Origin of the sequence: Vagococcus proximus (assembly GCF_029143285.1) — a bacterium.
In the GTDB taxonomy this organism is placed as follows: Bacteria; Bacillota; Bacilli; order Lactobacillales; family Vagococcaceae; genus Vagococcus_D; species Vagococcus_D proximus.
Genome location: NZ_JAPDSH010000001.1, coordinates 387,874 through 405,217, shown reverse-complemented (window position 1 = coordinate 405,217; position 17,344 = coordinate 387,874). Strand labels below are relative to the sequence as shown.

The window sequence follows — 17,344 nt, the reverse complement described above, 5'->3', positions numbered from 1 at the left end:
TTACACTTTTCTAGGAAGATGTATGGTGATACATGTTCCCTTATTCAATTGACTTTCAAGTTCTAGTTCACCGTCTAATTGTTCGACTAATTCTTTCACGATAGCTAAACCTAAACCGGTACCTTTAATATCACTCGTTCTTGCTTTGTCCACACGGTAAAAACGTTCAAAAATACGTTGCTGTTCTTCTGGAGCTATCCCCATACCATTATCAGATACAACAAGAGTAATCATCTCATCATCTCCGCTTATTGTAACTTGAACCTTACCTTGTTTTAGCGTGTACTTAATACTATTACTCACTAAGTTGTCTACCAAACGGTACACTTTATGATAATCTAAGATAACGTCTGGTGACCCTGTGAGCTCGAATATGAAATCTAATTCCTTTTTCTTTAAGGTTAAGTTGTATTTCTTTTCAAGTTTCTCAACTACGGTTACAAGCGAAAATGCCGTCGCTTCATTCTTAACACGATCAGTTAAACGAGACAAACTCAATATGTCTTCTATTAAATTCTCCAGTCGCAAACTTTCATTTAAAATAATCGTTAAAAAGTCAGTCGCCACTGCTGGATCATCAAGAGCACCATCAATTAACGTCTCGCTAAAGCCTTTAATCGCCGTTACTGGTGTTTTTAACTCATGAGAGACATTACTTATAAAATCATTTTGGTGTTTTAAAACATTTTGAATGTCTGTAATATCATGGAATAGCAGCATTAATTGATGCGTGCCATGTCCTTCTGTAATTGGTGTTATTTTAACATCGTAGTATCTCTCATTAATTGCCATATTTTGACGAATTAAGTCTCCTGTTTCAAACACTTTTTCAATCGGTTCAAATAACTCCGCTATCGGAATGTGTTGGACATAATCAGAGCCTAGTACCGATTCTTGCCAGCCAAAGATGCGTGTCACCGTTGGATTCGCCATCACAATCGTTCGACTAGGTGAAACTAACATCACGCCTATATTAAGCTGATCTAGTAATTCTTCAAAACGCTTCTCACTTAAATAGAAATCTTGACTCTGCTGTTCCATCTCTTCTGCCAAATCGCGAACGATTCGTCCTAAGGTTGAGTAATGGCCATTCTCCATCAAAAGATACTGACTTGTATAACGTTTCTCCTGTATTCCAATTAGAGCATCAGTTATTTCTTTATCCTTACGATTTTGATAATACAAAACATTGATGACCAACAGAATCATTAGTAAGACAAATAATCCTAATAAACTCAACAGAATTTTTTGAAAATAGTGAACATTCTTAGTAAAGTGCTTGGCATTCTCTGATAAGCGTAAAATACCTACTAAGTCGCCTGATTTTGACGTAATTGGAATAGCAATGTAGTAATAGTCTTCATGTAACGTTTGGCTTAATCTTAAATCAGCCCCTAATTTAGACCCATCAATAACTGCTGCTATTTCTGGTCGATTCGCATGATCTTGTTCTGATTCAGTGTCTAATGTTTCCCCTGTATCAAAAACGACCCGTCCTTCTGCGCTTAAAACTGAAATACGTTGCTTATTTTCTCTAGCAATTGCTCGAATAATCGCTTGTTGATTTTCAGGCGGGCTGACGGTCCAATCACGAATGGCTGTCGCACGTAAAATAACATTCGCCTCATCTAACATTTCATATTTATGCTGGTCATAGAGTTGATGTGTCACATAGCGATTACTAAAAAAATAACTCACGCTAGCCATTAGAACGAGTAAAACTAAGCCGGTTAATAGTTTCCCCTTTTTTCTCATACTAACTCGTGCCGCTTTCAAAACGATACCCAAACCCTCGAACTGTTTTTAAACGTTCTGGATGTTTCGGATCAATTTCTATTTTCTCGCGCAAGTTGCCTATATGAACATCTATACTACGAGTTCCGCCTGTCAGTTCTTCCATGCCTAGACCTTGAATCAACTGTTCACGACTAATGATAAGACCATTATTACGCATAAAATAGCTCAAAATTTTAAACTGTGTCTTCGTTAACTCTAAGACGTCTCCGTCTTTTAAAATCTGATGTTTTGCTTCTTCTAAAACTAGATCACCTCTTACAAGGCGTTGCTCTTTCTTTTCATCCTCTTTTACTTCTTCTTTACTGCTTTCACTTCTTCTGATAACCGCTTTAATACGGGCCTCTAATTCACGTGTACTAAATGGCTTCGTGATATAATCATCCGCTCCTAATTCTAGAGCTAAAACTTTATCAAGCTCATTATCTTTCGCTGTCAAAATAATCAATGGCGTTTTCTTACCCGCTTCACGTAATTTCTTTACGATTGTCATCCCGTTCATTGACGGTAACATCAAATCAACTAACAAACAATCGTAGGTATTTTCTAAAGCTTTGTGATACCCTTCTGCGCCATCAGTAGCCGTTTCAACTTCAAATCCTGCTGTTTTTAAATTGTAGCTAAGTAGTGTGACTAATGAAGGTTCATCTTCAATAATTAATAACGTCATTCTCTTCTCTCCCTATCCACTCAAACTCTCACTTCTCATTATTACTAACAAAAAGAGATAAAGCAACTTAAAACCACCATAATTATTGTTAATTTTTCCTATTCAGTCCCTAGACCGATTGTGAACTTAACGTGTCCGTGTTACTATTAATTTATAAGTAAAACTGTTTCTAATACAATACAAAGGGTGATTTTTATGAAACAAAAATTAGTCAGTACTATTTCAGCATATGTAATCGGAATGATTACCGCTATTTCAATATGGACAGTCGTTGACATCTTCACTGCATTGCCTAATGAAAAACTAAGTGACCTACCGATAGGTTTTGTATCTGCTTTACTATGGAACTTCATCGGACTTGTTCCCTACTTTGGCTACTTTATTATTTGGATGTTACTTTTTATTACTATAACATTTAAATTTAATTTGGCACCAATTAAAGAAGCCATAAGCATTGGTATTCTATCTATTTTATCAATCTTAACACCTATTACATTGGGATATTTTAGAAACTTCAAGTATGAAGAAGGTTATATCAATTCTATACGTCAATGGGGTATACCAATTCCCGTCATTTTACTTTGTGGCGTTGCTGTAGCGATCATTTCTTATACCTTAGCAACAAAAGCAAAACAAAAATAAAAGCTTCCTCATTCGAGGAAGCTTTTTTGTATACTATTTTTTCTTTTTACGGTAACCCACTACACCTAAAACTGCAACTACAAGAACAATACCAGCTCCTGCGATCCAAGGTTTGGCTTCTTCACCGGTTTGAGGCAAGATGCCTTTACTTCCAGATGAGGGATTTGAAAATGAGCTTGATCCTTTAGATAGACTTGATGTTCCTTTTTTATTAGAAAAATCAGGAAGACTGCCTAATTTACTTGTATCTAATGAGTTACCTTTTGGCAGCGATAAATTCAATTTTGATTTATCTGGTTTTGGAAAGTCAACTTTTGGTAGTGACGCTTTCGGGAACTCAAATTCTGGTAAGTCTAATTTTGGTAACTTGCCTGCTTTGATATCTTTCTTTTTATAGATAAGCGTCGTTGACTGCTCTTCTTTGCCAATTGTTAACGTGCCATTATTATCGGCTTCAACAAATTTATAACCAATAATAACAGGTTTATGGATTTTAACTTTTCGACCGACACGCCCTTTAATTTGACGATCATCACGAATCGATTTTCCATTTTCATCCACATAATGAACGGTAATTGGGGCACCTTTTTCACCTAGTCCTAAGCCAATATGTTTTTCTTTATACGTCAACGTAATAGACTGCGCTTCATCTGTTATTACCATATTAAGGTCTTTATCTGCTTCGACATAAGTGTAGCCTAAGATAAATGGAACACGAACCTTTACTTTTTTATCTTTTCTACCTGTTAAGGTACGCTCCGTTCTAATTTCTTTACCATTTTGATCAACATAGTGAACCGTAATTGGCTCGCCTTGATCTTCCCACGGTAAGATTGAACGGTATGTTAACGTAATCTCCTGCACTTCACCTGTATGAGTCATAGATAACTCTTTGTCTGATTCAACAAAACGATAACCCAAAATTGCTGGTGTACGAACGGTAACTTTTTTTCCGTTTGATCCCATCATCACTTTATCTTCTTTAATAGGATTGCCTAATGTATCCACATAATGAACCGTGATGGCTTTACCTGCTGCTTCTGGATCAATTGGTTTCATATCTACTACCTTTTTATAAGTTAAGGTAATCTCTTGTCTCGCATCAGTAATAGTCATCTCTAATGCTTTATCTGCTTTATCAAACACATATCCTTCAATCTCAGGTGTGTTGATAGTAATAGGTTGATCTAACTGTCCTTCAACCGTATCGGACATCTTGATGCGTTTTCCTTTTGAATCAACATAACGAACGCGAATGGGTCTGCCTGATTTTACAGGTTCTTCCGGTTCAGCACCTTCTACTTTTTTATAAGTCAAAGTCACATATTGACGCTCTGTTCCGTATGTTAACTCCAAGTCTTTATCTGATGAAACGAATTCATACCCGTTAATTTCATCCGGAATAATCGTTTCTTTTTGACCCAATTCTCCACGTAAGGTTGATCTTACTTTAATACGCTTACCTGCTTCGTCTTGATAACGAACCACTATCGGTCTGCTTTTTTTGAAACGATCGGTCGATGCCGTAGGCTGCTCATCTGAAGATGATAATTCCGTATCATTTTCAGAAGTTAATGGTGCTGTTTCCAACTCTTTTAAACTCTCGCCAACTTTTTCAACGTCTGATTGAACATCTTTTCCTACCTTGCCTAAATCCTCTAAGAACGAACTTAACCCTTTACCAAAATCTGAATGCTCCGAAACCTGCTTACGACTATGTGTTTCAGTTTCTTCTGAAAAATTTTCTGATTCAGTTGTAGCCGTTGTTTCAGAATCTTGTGTTTTAACAGTCAATGGTCTATCTACTTCTTTTTCTGATAATTCATGTAAACTATCAAAAAGTTTTCCAATCTTTTCTGTATCTCTTTCTGAACTTTCATTTGATTCCGCTGCAATACCAACGATAGGTTGTGCTAATTGCATCATCAATAAACCTGACACCAATAAGCTACTGTATTTTTTCATCTATCTACACCTCTAATTTTTATTAGCTACATTTATTGTCTCTTATTGCTTTAATGATAAAAGTATATCACATATTTAACAGACTTTAAAATAATTTGAATACTTTTTAAAGTCTATTTAACAAACTAAAGATACACAACTTTCATTTTTATACAAAAAAAAATGATAACTTTCATTTTAATAAAATAACGTGTTTATCTTCCTACGGTTAGTTGACATCAACGTTAATTATGCGATAAAACATAACGTAAATGCACATCTGTCATTGTCAAATTAACCATTTTTATATAATAAAAAAACCTCATCACGAGGTTTTCTTAATTTGAACGTGCTTCTAATAATCTAATTACCTTATCGACTTCTTTTAATGAAGGATAAACTCGGCGTTCACTTGATGAACACAGTTCTAATTCCCTCACAGACAGGTTTGATAGCTGAGAAATCTCTTCAAAAGAAATCCCTTTATACTCCGCAAGTGCTAACATATAGCTTACTTTTCGTTGACTGCGTTGCGTAATCAATGCCATCACGCAGATAATCGCAAATAGAAATATAACATTAAATAGTGTTTTAGATTGTAACAGAAAAAAACTGATTCCTAATGCCACAACAAAAACACTCCCGATAATAAGTTGTTTTCTCTTCTCTCTAGCCATGATACCCTCCTATCCTTTATTCAAACGTTGGGACACCGTGTACTAATTCTTCTAAAGTAGCGCACACAGGATTTATTAAGACAGGTAAATCATAACTGATAAAGTAAACAGGTAGGTTTTCATCTGATTTATCAACAGCAAAGGCATCTGCGTCTTCGCCTGTTTGGGAGAAAATAACATAATTCTCAAAGCCTTCTTTTTTGACTTTCTTTTTATCTAAAAAGTAGCCTTGACTCATCTTATCCAACTCGTCAGCCTTCTTAGGTAAAACTAGAAAATGCTTTAAAAAGGTTCCTTCTGCTTTTTCTTGTGCCATATGTTTTTGGTCTTCTTTTAACGCATAGTTTGCATCAAGATAATCTTCAATCTCATCATCGTCTTCAAAGATATAGGGTAACCAAACATTACCCTCGATAAAGTTTGTCGGATAATCCTTTTTAATGGTTTCTTTTAATGTCATTAATCGTTCAAAAATTTCTGGTGTCTTCACTTATGCGTCACTCATTTCTTTTTACTTTTCTACTAGTATACCATAACACTACTCCGTCTAATTGATACTCACGTTCGTTTCGAAACTGGGACAATTCACCAAAGTATCTTTAACCGGACAACTGCCTTCAATAAAGGTAATAAAGGCATTAATCTCTTCTTCAGTATTATCGGCCTCAATCTGATAGTCGGTAATAATATGAGAGAAACCAACTTTAATATCAGGTTTCCCTTTTAGACGGTCAGAATCAATCTCACCTTTAATATTGACTGACATGCTTTTTAAATTAATATGTTTCGATTGATAAAAGAAGCGGCCTACCATCATCTTACATGCTCCTAGCGAGCATAACAATGCTTCTAGTGGGTTCATAGCTTCATTTGTTCCACCAACATTTTCTGGTTCATCGATTTTAAATGAAAAATCACGTGCCGAACACTTTAACTGCAAGCCACCCAATGACTCAACACGTGCTTCTAGTACTTGCTTACTCATCTTCATTCCTCCTTTAATAATCGTTTCATACTAAATGTACTCTATTTCACAAGCCTTTTCAATATAAAAAAGACCCGCCTAAGCGAGCCTTAACTTATTATTTAACTGGCATATCTGCAATATCTTGTTTGTAGTTAATCGCATAGCGGATTACTTCTTTATTGCCTTCAGTCATCGCCACACGTTGTAAACGTCTGTTTTCATGCATTGAGACAAACATTTCTTTGCCGATTAAATCATAGCCTACCGTATATTGCGTGTTGTAGTTCATTGTCTCATCGTTAATGTCTTGAACCCCATTCGCAATATCAAAGCTATTTAAAATATGGAACAACGTATCACGAGCTTCGTCACGATTTTGACTTGGACGCGCATGTGTTAATAAAGTCGCTGCTCTAACAAAACGAGATTGTGACGTGTAATCCGCCGGCATCCCGATTAATCCAGACCCTTTACCTGCTGATAAAACTTCAACACCATTTGCCATGACTTTATTTTCACGCATTTTATTCGTTAAGCCTGTATAATTTTGAAGGTTAGTCAAATGCCAATCAAATGTCGGACTATTCGTCATCACACCTAGTTTATTTTCATGAACCTTAAATGTACCGTCACCATTCACAGGCTCCATCACAATACTGTTTCCTTCTTTATCTGTAAACATAAAGTGGAAAGGATCTGATTGTCCCATATCGTTAGGTGTATCTGAAATCCCTACTAAAGTGTGTGATTTTTCGATAACTTCTTCTAAACTGCCGCAGTTACCTAGTGCCCATGTCATGTATTCTGAACTTCTTAATGGCAGTTTACCTGCTGCTTTAATGTCTTCTGCTTTACCATATGAGGCATAATTTGAGAAGTATAACATTCCACATGAAATACCAGCATCATTAACACCGTCTACAAAAACAAAACCATCATTGCCGAAAGGTTTACCATCAATGGCCATCCCAATCACTTGGTGCGTAAATGTAATAGGACTTTCTGAATCTGTTAGAACATGCCCTACCGGAACATCAATCCCAACATAAGCATCAAATGCTTGTTGTCCTTCTACAAAAGATTTCGGTCCAAAAGGTACCATAAATTCTTGGGTACGACCCCATACTACTGACTTGTCTAATGCCATCACTCTAATACTTGTACACATCACTATCACTCCTTTAGATTTTAAACGTACCATAAGTATAATACAGAGCGTGTTATTTAGCACGAAAAAAAAGAGCATCCTTTTTAGGACACTCCTTTTCAAACTTAACTTTTATTTTGAGTCATTAATAACGACTTTTCTTTGTGTTCTTTAAGTAATGCAATCGTTGCTTTTACTTTTTTATCAGGTGGATAATAACTGATGGTTTCTTTTTTTGTCGATTCTAAATCCATCTTTTTAATCGTCGAAATTTGACTCAATTCAGCTGTTGTTAAATCAAGCTTATTAGCCAATTGCCACATTTCTTCAATTCTATCCTCCCTACGATGTCGTGACACGTCCGCCAACAACATAATGCCAATAAAATAACCAATATTGACAATCATTCTGATAATACCTGGATAACCTAGCCACACGTTAACTGCAACTAAAAAAATGAGTGCGAATCCAAGAATTGATTTCGACTTATTACTTATCTGCACGAGTAATTCACCTAGCCTCTTCTTTTTTGCTTTCATGTCTATTATATCACGGTTCCCTAGTATTTAAAGGGAATACGCTTTTAAAATACGTTCGTTAGCTAGTAAAACTTGGTCTAGTCCGCTTTTATGAAAATTTGCTCATATTCACTCATTATTATATAATTAATAAGCGTTTTACGAAAGAAGGATAAACTATGAAAAAAAGAATTATCGCGCCATTACTTGCAGTAATCTGTACCGTTACATTATCTGGTTGCATTAAAGTCTACCCACAAGCACCAGCCAAAGAGCCAAAAAAAACACAAACGACTCAAACTAAAGAAACTGAAACACTAGCTAAAACGGAAAATTCGTTACCAAAAGCCACAAAAGCAAAGGAAACGGAAGTAAAAGAAACAGAAACCATTACTCAAACTGAAACAACCGTCACAGAAACATCTGCAGCAGAAACTGAGCGACGCCACGAACGACGCGATCATGAGAATCGTGATAACAGACAAAACCGTCGCAATCGTGACCGTGACACTGAACCAACGGAAACAGAAGTAACTGCTACACAAGCAGAAGAAGATAAAAACCAGTATCAAAAAGAAGGCGAACACTGGGCAAAGGAATTCAGCAATCCTGACCTAACAGATGCTGAACGTGCTCAACTAGGAAAAGAAAAAGGCGAGTACTACCGTAATAAATACGGCAGATAATACCTAAATCTTTTTTATACTATCTCCCTTTATAATTCTTGTTATTTATAACGTCATGAAAAAAACTGCGTATTAGTCACACACTAATACGCAGTTTTTTGATTTACTTTTTTATCTATTAAATTCATATCATAATATTTTTCCATTAGTATATTAGGCAAGTATTATCTTAATTCATTTAAAGCACTTACTAATCGTGTGATTCCTTCCTTAATAACTGATCTAGGACATGCTAAATTGATTCTAATACACACGTCATTTATTTCAAAGAAATCTTGACTTGTTTCAACAGCTAATCCTGATTTTACCAATTGGACTCTCAAATTCTCTTCCGAAATTCCCAATGAACTAACGTCTAGCCATGTTAAATATGTAGCTTGTAAATCCGTAACTTTTACAAATTCACATTTATCAGCTAAGACTTCTTTCATATATAAATAATTACTATAAATATACGATGTTAATTCGTCCACATAATCACTACCATGTTCGTAAGCTGCCTTCATCGCTACATATGAAAAACTATTTAATAAATCTGAAACATGAGTGTAGTCTTTTGCTTCATTAATTTTAACCTTATACTCTTCATTTTCTACAATATAATAAGAGACTTGTAAACCAGCCATGTTAAATGTTTTTGTTGGTGCTGTTAAAATAACGATTTCCTCACTGTAGCCTAATTTTCTTGCTACTTTCATAGCAGGTGTGAAACTATGACCTGGCATAATTAAATCACTATGCACTTCATCTGATATAACAATAACATTATGTTTATGACAAATTTCTAAAACTCGTTCTATCTCTTCCTCTAACCATACTCTACCTGTAGGATTATGAGGATTGCATAAGATATACAATTTTACATCATTTTCAATAAGTTGTTTCTCAAATTCTTCAAAGTCATAATTGTAAGTTGATTCAGATTTAACTAAAGAACTTCCTACCCAATTTCTTTTTGCACCCGTCGGAACTTTTACAAAAGGTCCATAAGTTGGCATTGACATCATAACTGTGTCATCCTCTTCAGTTAATCCAACAATCATTAAATTAAGCGAACACAACACTGATGATGTGAAAAATATAGACTCTCGGTCGTAGGAAATACTATTACGTTTTTCATGCCATTCTACTGGAGCGATTGTATGATTAGGATCTGGTAAAGTATAACCAAATACACCATGTTGAGCACGCTCTACGAGTGCTTTAGTGACTTCTTCTGGAACTTTGAAATCCATGTCTGCTACCCACATTGGCAATAAATCAGCATCACCATATAGCATTTCTAAACCATCATACTTTACAGAACCTGTCCCACGTCTTTCAATAATTTCATCAAACTTGTTCATTAGTCTTCCTCCTAGAATTTTATTAGTTTAAGCAAACGTGTTTCAAATCTTGTAACAGCTAATATTAGAATTAAAATAACTCCAAATAATGTTGCAAGATAAAAAGACGTCGTTGCCAAAGAATCTGATATTAAACCCGCAATCGAGTTATAGATAAGTGGTGCTAATGCAAAGCCTAAGCTAGTGACTGCTGAAAATAATCCCGCTGTCATTGGAATTGCACTTTTTTTAACGCCTGATGTTAATAGATATAATGTTCTTGTCATTAGAGACCCCATACTCATTCCTATCAAAATAGTCCCAATAAAGAAACCTACTGTCAAATGAATAAATGAAATCGAAGCATTTCCTAGTGTCATCAATACATAACCAAAAATAAGTGTGTTTCCTTTTAACACGACTGATAATTTAGTGATAAAGAAACCAGCGATAATTGCGCCTAAACTTTCACAACTCAAGGCTAACCCAACTAATGAAGAATTACCAATATTAAGGTCGCTTGCATGGATTGCTAAGTTGTTCTGTGAACAAGATAATAGAAACATAATCATTGCAGCTAACATTAATACTGTTAGAATTGTAGGACTGGTCATGGACAACTTATCATCTTCTTCAGATGCTAACTCACTTCCAGTTGCTTCTTCGTCGTCATCTTTATTCTCAATTTTTTTATCATTTGGTAATAAAAACAAGCCTACTGCTCCAGATACTAAAGCTATCGCAAACATTAAATAATTATAGCGCCATCCATAAATTGCTAACGTTCCTCCTAAACTAGTTAAGAGCATACTGCCGATAGCTTGTAAACTAACATTTCGTCCCAACATTATTGAACGTTTTTCGCCTACAAAGTATGTTGAAAGCAAGGCAGGTATAGTCGCCGTCATCGCCCCGCTCCCTGCTCCCATAAGTAAAGAGAGCACTAATAGTAGGGTGAAACTTGTCGTGTAGAAAAAGCCTATCATTCCTGTCGAAATTAAAAATGCTCCGGCTGTAATTACTGTTTTTTGTGAAATATATTGTTGAATTTTTCCAACAAACAGCGATACACCAAAGCTTGAAAAAGCACCAAACGAAAGAAGCATTTGTAATGTAGAACGTGATACATCAGGAAAACTCAAACCGATTTTAGCTAAACTAGGGGCAATTGCCACTGTACATCCGGCCACAAACATTAAACAAAATAAAGCAAACATACTTTTTGGCTTGATCATAAAGTACCTCCATTTTTCTATGGGTAAGGTCATCACGTGACTAAAAAATATTAAGTAGCAACTTCCTTATTCCAATAAAGGCACCAAATACTTCTCTATCACACGGTTAAAAAAATCCATACTAACCCTCTTTTCCTTTTCTGCTTGAGCAACGGACAAGTGATTATTCGACGGAGACTTGAGAGAGAAACAAAAAGTAAGAAATAAACCGTCATTAATACTAACTAGACACAAAAAAGAGGCTGGACAAGTATCTGTCCAACCTCTTTGACATAGTTAAATAAAGCTCCGCCCAACTGAATAAAATGTGTGAAAAGGTCGCTAAATAAAGCTTTTTGACCTCTATTTTTTAAGACAAAAACCGTTTACATTTTATTCAGTTGATGTTAGCATTAACTATGGCAAGCTTGATTGGGTCAGATGTTTCATTCTGTGGACCTGAGCAAGTCCTCGCGATTACCAGTCGCGAGGCGCCATTTTTTTATGCGATTTATTTCTATGACGCCATTATAATGACAACGCATACAAATAGTCAAGGATTTTTTTCCTTGATAGGTTATAGAATAACAAAAAGAGACACTCCAATCGAAGCGTCTCTTTTTGTTATAATCCTATTCTCTCCTTGAATAAAGCTTCTACTTCTTTATCTTCAAACCAAATCGAACACCCATCCATCCCTCTGCTTAAAAGTACGTAATAGATGTTTAGGATATAATTTGTTAATTCATTAATATCAAACTCTTCTTTCAATGGTGTTCCACCAACATCTTTATAATTTTCTGGGACAGCAACTAATCTTCCATCTCTAACAGAGATATCATTACCTATAATCACACCTGCATAATTTAAATCATACCCTTGAATAGCATGAATTGAACCTATCTCAACTTCTGAATTTTCACGTTTAATCCAATCTTCGTATGTTGAATTCCATCTTTTCTGAATCCCATCAATATTCCAATCATATTCTAATTCATCATAATTTTTTCCTTTATTACATTTTTTTCCAGGGTTTGATTTCCACTCTCTACAATAACCTGCAATAACTCTATTGGTTGTATTATCATACGAGTGAGTTTTATTTTCCACATACTCGACTAACTTTTCAAATGAGTTGGAAATACTGAAATAATCACTTTTAAATACGTCTCTATTAAAATTATTTTTCTTACTCAATTGTATGCCATATAAAATGCCATTTAAAAAGTCTTCTCCTGAAAAATCAGAATTTGCACCAATTCTAAATTGTTGAGTCATTTCTAATTTTGCGAAACCATCTGTTAACTCGATCATTTCTGAAGGTGATATATTTTGAGGTTTAATGCCTTGAAACGGATCATATAATAAAACCATTCCTTTACTAATAGCTTTTAGATGCATAATCTCCTCTTCACCTTCTTTTAGATGACGACGAGCATTAGGATGCCCTTTAGTATAATATTTCTTTAATTTGTGTGCCTCGTCTACAATGATTAAATCATAGGTTACATCATTCTTTTGAGCATGAGTTATCAACTGAGAACCTGTTAACACTTTTAATCTATCAGATAAACCTACACTTTTAAATATCAAGTTGAATTGAGCAATTAGATTTCCTGTAGTAACAACTCCAATTTTTAAATTAGGATTTTTTTCTGCTAATGAAAAAGCTAGATTAGTAAATAACACTGACTTTCCTGAGCCTGCTGGCGCATCTACAATATAATTTTCATGATAATTTTGTTCTACTATCTCTTTAATTTCTCTTTGTTTAGCCGACAAATTTTTAAATGGCGAATACTTGAATAATAAGCTTTCTCTTAATGCATTTAAATCCTTATTTTTAATAAGTCCCAATCCAAAAAGTTCATTTGTCCATAAAGGATAAAAGACTTCTGTTAATATTTCTTCTTTATTTACATATTGTAATTCAGATTGACCTGTATTACCGTTCAAAAAAGTAAACTTAGTAGTTTTGGATTCAGCCATCATATAATTAATTAATAACGACTCTAAATCCAAAATAACTGACTTATTAAACAATACTGAATATACTACCAAACAATTACTATATTCTCTGTAATCTAATTTGGGTTCTTTTTCCCCTAGATGTTGAGCATGTCTCGACATAAAATTATTTGTTTCACCAATGTAAACTTTCTTCTTTTTTAAATTGTAATAAATATAAGTTACAGGTTTAACTTCTAACACATTTTTATTATCTTTTGTTAATTCATTTGTTATCAAACCATTCTTTAAGTCCAAATTTAATGTTCTATATTTTACCATACTACGCCTCCAACGATTGACTTTAAAAAAATACTCATATACTCATTGTAACAAAAATAACAGCCGTACTGTTATTTTATAAAAAAATCCAAAAAGAAACCGCCCCTTTTTTTGCGTAAGAGCAGTTTCTTTTTAGATTATTATCTGTCCTCATCTTGAAAATCTCTTTCCAACTTCCGAACGCTATAGACATTCTCAAGTACAGCTTCTTGCTTTTCTTTGTAACCTATTAAACACTGTATTCCTTCAAGAATAGTTATTTTAAAATAAAATAACTATCACGTCCACGTTTATTAAAACGTTATCATTTGAACGGAATAGTGTTATGATAGTAAAAAAGATAGTACGCTTTTAAGAAGCCGTAACTATCTTTTTTATTACCATATAGACACCTACTCAAACACCGCATATAACACTACCAACTGTTCGGCATTACTTTTTTTATGCTCGGATAGAGTATCCTTTAATGTTGAATACACATTTCCTCCTGTGGTCCACATTCTTAAAACATATTCTTTATTCAGAGCAAGCGTCATACTGTCCTCTGTTTCACCGCTTGATCCCACACCATTACTCGCGTCAAATTTTAGTTTTCCTAAATCAAATTCCCCTCTGGAAGATGCCCCTTCAGTCGTCATAATTTCTGATTTTAACTTTCCTAACTTCTTATCATCAGTAGTTGGTTCCATTATCCAATCTATACTTCCTGACATTCCTCTAGGTTCTGTGCCTATGTTTGTAACCAACTCATGTTTTACCTTTTTACCTTTTTCATAAGCATCTACATAAACAGAAACCTCTTTCGCATCAGAATTAAATGCATAACTTCCCGATGACTCAATTAATAACTTCAGTACACCTACATCATTATCTTTTACTACTAACTTACCATTCGGCACGCCAGCTGCTTTGCTATCCTGAAATGGGTAATAATTATAATAAAAAAGATATCCCCCTACCGTTACGCCACTAATGATTAGAACGGTCGCAACTGAAATTAGAGCATGCATTAAATAACGCTTTTTCTTAGACTTACCCACTAATTTTTTAAATTCATTATCTTGTATTTCCATTCAAACTTCCCTCTCTTCCATAATCTTTCTTAGTTTTTTTCGCAGTCGATACAACTCCGTCTTCAAACTTTCTTTCGGTCTATTTAAAATAAAGCCAATTTCTTCAAAACTTAATCCCTCTTCATACTTTAACACTAAAAGAGTAACGTCTTTTACCTCTAGTTGCGCAAGTGCTTCATGAAGTTCGGAATAATCCACTTCCAATTCTAGCCACTCTGAGGACTGATACTGTTGATGGAGGATTTCTTGATACCGTTTTTTACGATTATACAAATTATAATAAAGATTAATACCTACACGAAAAATCCATGGTCTGATTTTGCTGTAAGGTAATACATCTTCAATCTCTAAAATCTTAACGATTGTATCTTGCGCAATATCTTTTGCATCTTGCTCTGCACAACCATTTTTGATTAAATAACCTATCAAGTCATTCAAAATCGCTAATACTTCTCTTTCGTAATGAGTTAAATTCATTATTTCCCTCCCTTCACTAATATAACAAATAAGTTTAAAAAAAGTGAACAACACTTAGTCTAGTTTTTTATAAAAAAGATCTGAACTTTAAATAATTTAGGCCTTTTTCTTATGTATTTCTATTAAATAACACTTTTTTACTATCATTTTTTATCCATTTTACCTAAAAAGTCCGATAAATAATTCACAACTATTGAATTTTTCTTGGAAACTATCAGGTTATATTATTATATTAAAATAAGACATCTCATTTAAATAAAAATACATTTTTAATATAACTGTCAATTATCAAGATAAAATGAAACTTATTTATAAAAAATAATTATTATTTTTACTTCCAAGCCTAAAAGTAGCCTTCCCTAATTTTCAATGGTAAAATTCAATCATATTAAAAATTGGAGGTATTATCATTTTGTTCAGACTTTTCTTAAAAAAGAATGAAATACGAACTCTGACGGTACTATCAAGACTAAGAGCTACTCACTATACGTCAAAACAAGACCTTTCAGAGACGCTTTCTATTCCGCAATCAACTCTTAATCGTGACATAAAAGAACTTGATAGTATTCTAAAACTTGACCCTGAATTGCCTCAAATAGAAATTAAAGGTAATAACTTAAAAATCGTTAACACACCAAAAAAAAATAACAGTAACACATTATTGAGAACCACCTTGCAGTATTACATTGAAAAGTCATACCCTTATCAAATAATGCAATGCCTTGCTGTATGTAAAAAAATAGAAATTGATAATTTATGTGAACAAGTTGCAATTTCTAAAAGTTATCTTTTTCAGCAACTTTCAACACTGAATCATTATTTAATTGATTACCATATTCAAATAAAAATCATTGATAACCATGTTCAATTTGATGGTCCGCTCCAAAATAGATTCGTTCTCTCTTTTTTACTTTATGATACAAACTGTAAATTATTCAGTGAGCAACCTATCCAGAATTCAAAAGAATTAACTTATATCAAAAATGCCCTTAACGAAGAGGTAAAGCCTGATTTTAATCCCGTTAATACTCGTCGCTCACTCAATCTATTAAAATACTATCATTTATATTTAGATGAGCTTGAAAGAACTATTGATACGAAGTCTGACATTGGTCAATTACTAGAACTATTCAATCGATATTTTCCTGTCTTCAACGAGCCCATGCCCAAAAATCTCAGACCTTTTTTTTCATTCTTAACAAATCTCACCTTTACACGTTTACGTCAGGAAGAGGAGCATGTTGAAATTCTTTCAACTATGCTAAAAGAAGACCTTCCCTTAATCCATGAATCTAATGACGTGTCCCAAGCCCTACTATCACTAATCCCGACACTAAATAAATCTCAACAAATTTTATTTTCAGGTACGGTTCTAATCTACACTATCTATTTAAATGTGTTTGGCTGTGATATCAAAGAACCGTTTAGTAATAGTGACTTGTTAGCTGATTTAATGGAGAAAGGTGAGTGTATTCCTGTCGTAGATTTAAAGGATAGTCGTTCCCTTGAAGCATTTAAGCATCTAAATAATAATTCTGTTCTTCCTTTAGTATTAAAATATAACAGACTTTTTGAGCAGTATATTGAATTTTTTTATTGGTACAATCAAACTACAACTCTTTCTATTCGACTTGATTTTGAAAACAGTGTTATTTTTGAGCACTATGTCCAGAAAGAATTAGAAAAATTATTTAATACTTCTGTTTTGAACTTTAGTCATGACGACACTAGAGTTGATTTGATTATTTCAGATCAACTCTATAAAGATGATCAAGCCGACTACTTCTTTTATTATCCGGACTTACAATCTGAATTTCTCTTTGATTCCCTAGTAGCTTACATCCCAGCTATTTATACTAAAAAGAATAAGCGCATTACCAATCAAAAAATAAAAGACACACTCTTTTAAGAGTGTGTCTTT

The 17,344-nt window shown here is 34.1% G+C and carries 16 protein-coding genes; 3 read left to right on the top strand and 13 right to left on the bottom strand.

Going from position 1 to position 17,344, the window contains the following annotated elements:
* Both OL233_RS01945 and OL233_RS01940 read right to left on the bottom strand, forming a co-directional pair.
* Complete coding sequence (locus OL233_RS01945) at window positions 1-1,755, bottom strand: sensor histidine kinase (protein WP_275470679.1); 1,755 nt, start codon at window positions 1,753-1,755, stop codon at window positions 1-3.
* Between the two features lies 1 nt (window position 1,756).
* Complete coding sequence (locus tag OL233_RS01940; RefSeq protein ID WP_275470678.1) at window positions 1,757-2,464, bottom strand: response regulator transcription factor; 708 nt, start codon at window positions 2,462-2,464, stop codon at window positions 1,757-1,759.
* A gap of 186 nt (window positions 2,465-2,650) precedes the next feature.
* Between OL233_RS01940 and OL233_RS01935 the strand changes: the two genes are divergently transcribed.
* Window positions 2,651-3,106, top strand: a complete 456-nt coding sequence (locus OL233_RS01935; protein ID WP_275470677.1) for a hypothetical protein — start codon at window positions 2,651-2,653, stop codon at window positions 3,104-3,106.
* A 33-nt stretch (window positions 3,107-3,139) separates the two neighbouring features.
* On the opposite strand, the gene OL233_RS01930 is transcribed toward OL233_RS01935, so the two are convergent.
* The 6 genes from OL233_RS01930 to OL233_RS01905 form a co-directional block, all read right to left on the bottom strand.
* A complete protein-coding gene (locus tag OL233_RS01930) occupies window positions 3,140-5,071 on the bottom strand; it encodes a MucBP domain-containing protein (protein WP_275470676.1) in 1,932 nt (643 codons plus the stop codon).
* Window positions 5,072-5,388: 317 nt separating this feature from the next.
* Window positions 5,389-5,727, bottom strand: coding sequence for a hypothetical protein (locus tag OL233_RS01925; protein ID WP_275470675.1), 339 nt, complete (start codon window positions 5,725-5,727; stop codon window positions 5,389-5,391).
* A gap of 16 nt (window positions 5,728-5,743) precedes the next feature.
* Entirely contained in the window at window positions 5,744-6,217 is a 474-nt protein-coding gene (locus tag OL233_RS01920) for a hypothetical protein (protein WP_275470674.1), read from the bottom strand.
* 57 nt (window positions 6,218-6,274) lie between these two features.
* On the bottom strand, window positions 6,275-6,712 hold the full coding sequence (locus OL233_RS01915) for an OsmC family protein (protein ID WP_275470673.1): 438 nt from the start codon (window positions 6,710-6,712) through the stop codon (window positions 6,275-6,277).
* A 97-nt stretch (window positions 6,713-6,809) separates the two neighbouring features.
* Window positions 6,810-7,862 carry a linear amide C-N hydrolase gene (locus OL233_RS01910; protein ID WP_275470672.1) on the bottom strand — a complete coding sequence of 351 codons (1,053 nt, stop codon included), beginning with the start codon at window positions 7,860-7,862 and terminating at the stop codon, window positions 6,810-6,812.
* A 104-nt stretch (window positions 7,863-7,966) separates the two neighbouring features.
* Window positions 7,967-8,380 (bottom strand): hypothetical protein, encoded by a 414-nt coding sequence (locus OL233_RS01905; protein WP_275470671.1) that lies wholly within the window; start codon window positions 8,378-8,380, stop codon window positions 7,967-7,969.
* Between the two features lie 158 nt (window positions 8,381-8,538).
* On the opposite strand from OL233_RS01905, the gene OL233_RS01900 reads away from it, so the two are divergent.
* Window positions 8,539-9,045, top strand: coding sequence for a hypothetical protein (locus OL233_RS01900; protein WP_275470670.1), 507 nt, complete (start codon window positions 8,539-8,541; stop codon window positions 9,043-9,045).
* Window positions 9,046-9,209: 164 nt separating this feature from the next.
* On the opposite strand, the gene OL233_RS01895 is transcribed toward OL233_RS01900, so the two are convergent.
* The 5 genes from OL233_RS01895 to OL233_RS01875 form a co-directional block, all read right to left on the bottom strand.
* Window positions 9,210-10,391 carry a MalY/PatB family protein gene (locus OL233_RS01895; RefSeq protein ID WP_275470669.1) on the bottom strand — a complete coding sequence of 394 codons (1,182 nt, stop codon included), beginning with the start codon at window positions 10,389-10,391 and terminating at the stop codon, window positions 9,210-9,212.
* Between the two features lie 11 nt (window positions 10,392-10,402).
* Window positions 10,403-11,605 (bottom strand): MFS transporter, encoded by a 1,203-nt coding sequence (locus tag OL233_RS01890; protein ID WP_275470668.1) that lies wholly within the window; start codon window positions 11,603-11,605, stop codon window positions 10,403-10,405.
* A gap of 603 nt (window positions 11,606-12,208) precedes the next feature.
* A complete protein-coding gene (locus OL233_RS01885) occupies window positions 12,209-13,873 on the bottom strand; it encodes a DUF2075 domain-containing protein (protein WP_275470667.1) in 1,665 nt (554 codons plus the stop codon).
* Between the two features lie 392 nt (window positions 13,874-14,265).
* Window positions 14,266-14,946 (bottom strand): YgaN family protein, encoded by a 681-nt coding sequence (locus OL233_RS01880; RefSeq protein WP_275470666.1) that lies wholly within the window; start codon window positions 14,944-14,946, stop codon window positions 14,266-14,268.
* Complete coding sequence (locus OL233_RS01875) at window positions 14,947-15,423, bottom strand: RNA polymerase sigma factor (RefSeq protein WP_275470665.1); 477 nt, start codon at window positions 15,421-15,423, stop codon at window positions 14,947-14,949.
* 412 nt (window positions 15,424-15,835) lie between these two features.
* Here OL233_RS01875 and OL233_RS01870 point away from each other — a divergent pair, with 412 nt between their 5' ends.
* A complete protein-coding gene (locus tag OL233_RS01870; RefSeq protein ID WP_275470664.1) occupies window positions 15,836-17,332 on the top strand; it encodes a helix-turn-helix domain-containing protein in 1,497 nt (498 codons plus the stop codon).
* Window positions 17,333-17,344 lie beyond the last annotated feature (12 nt).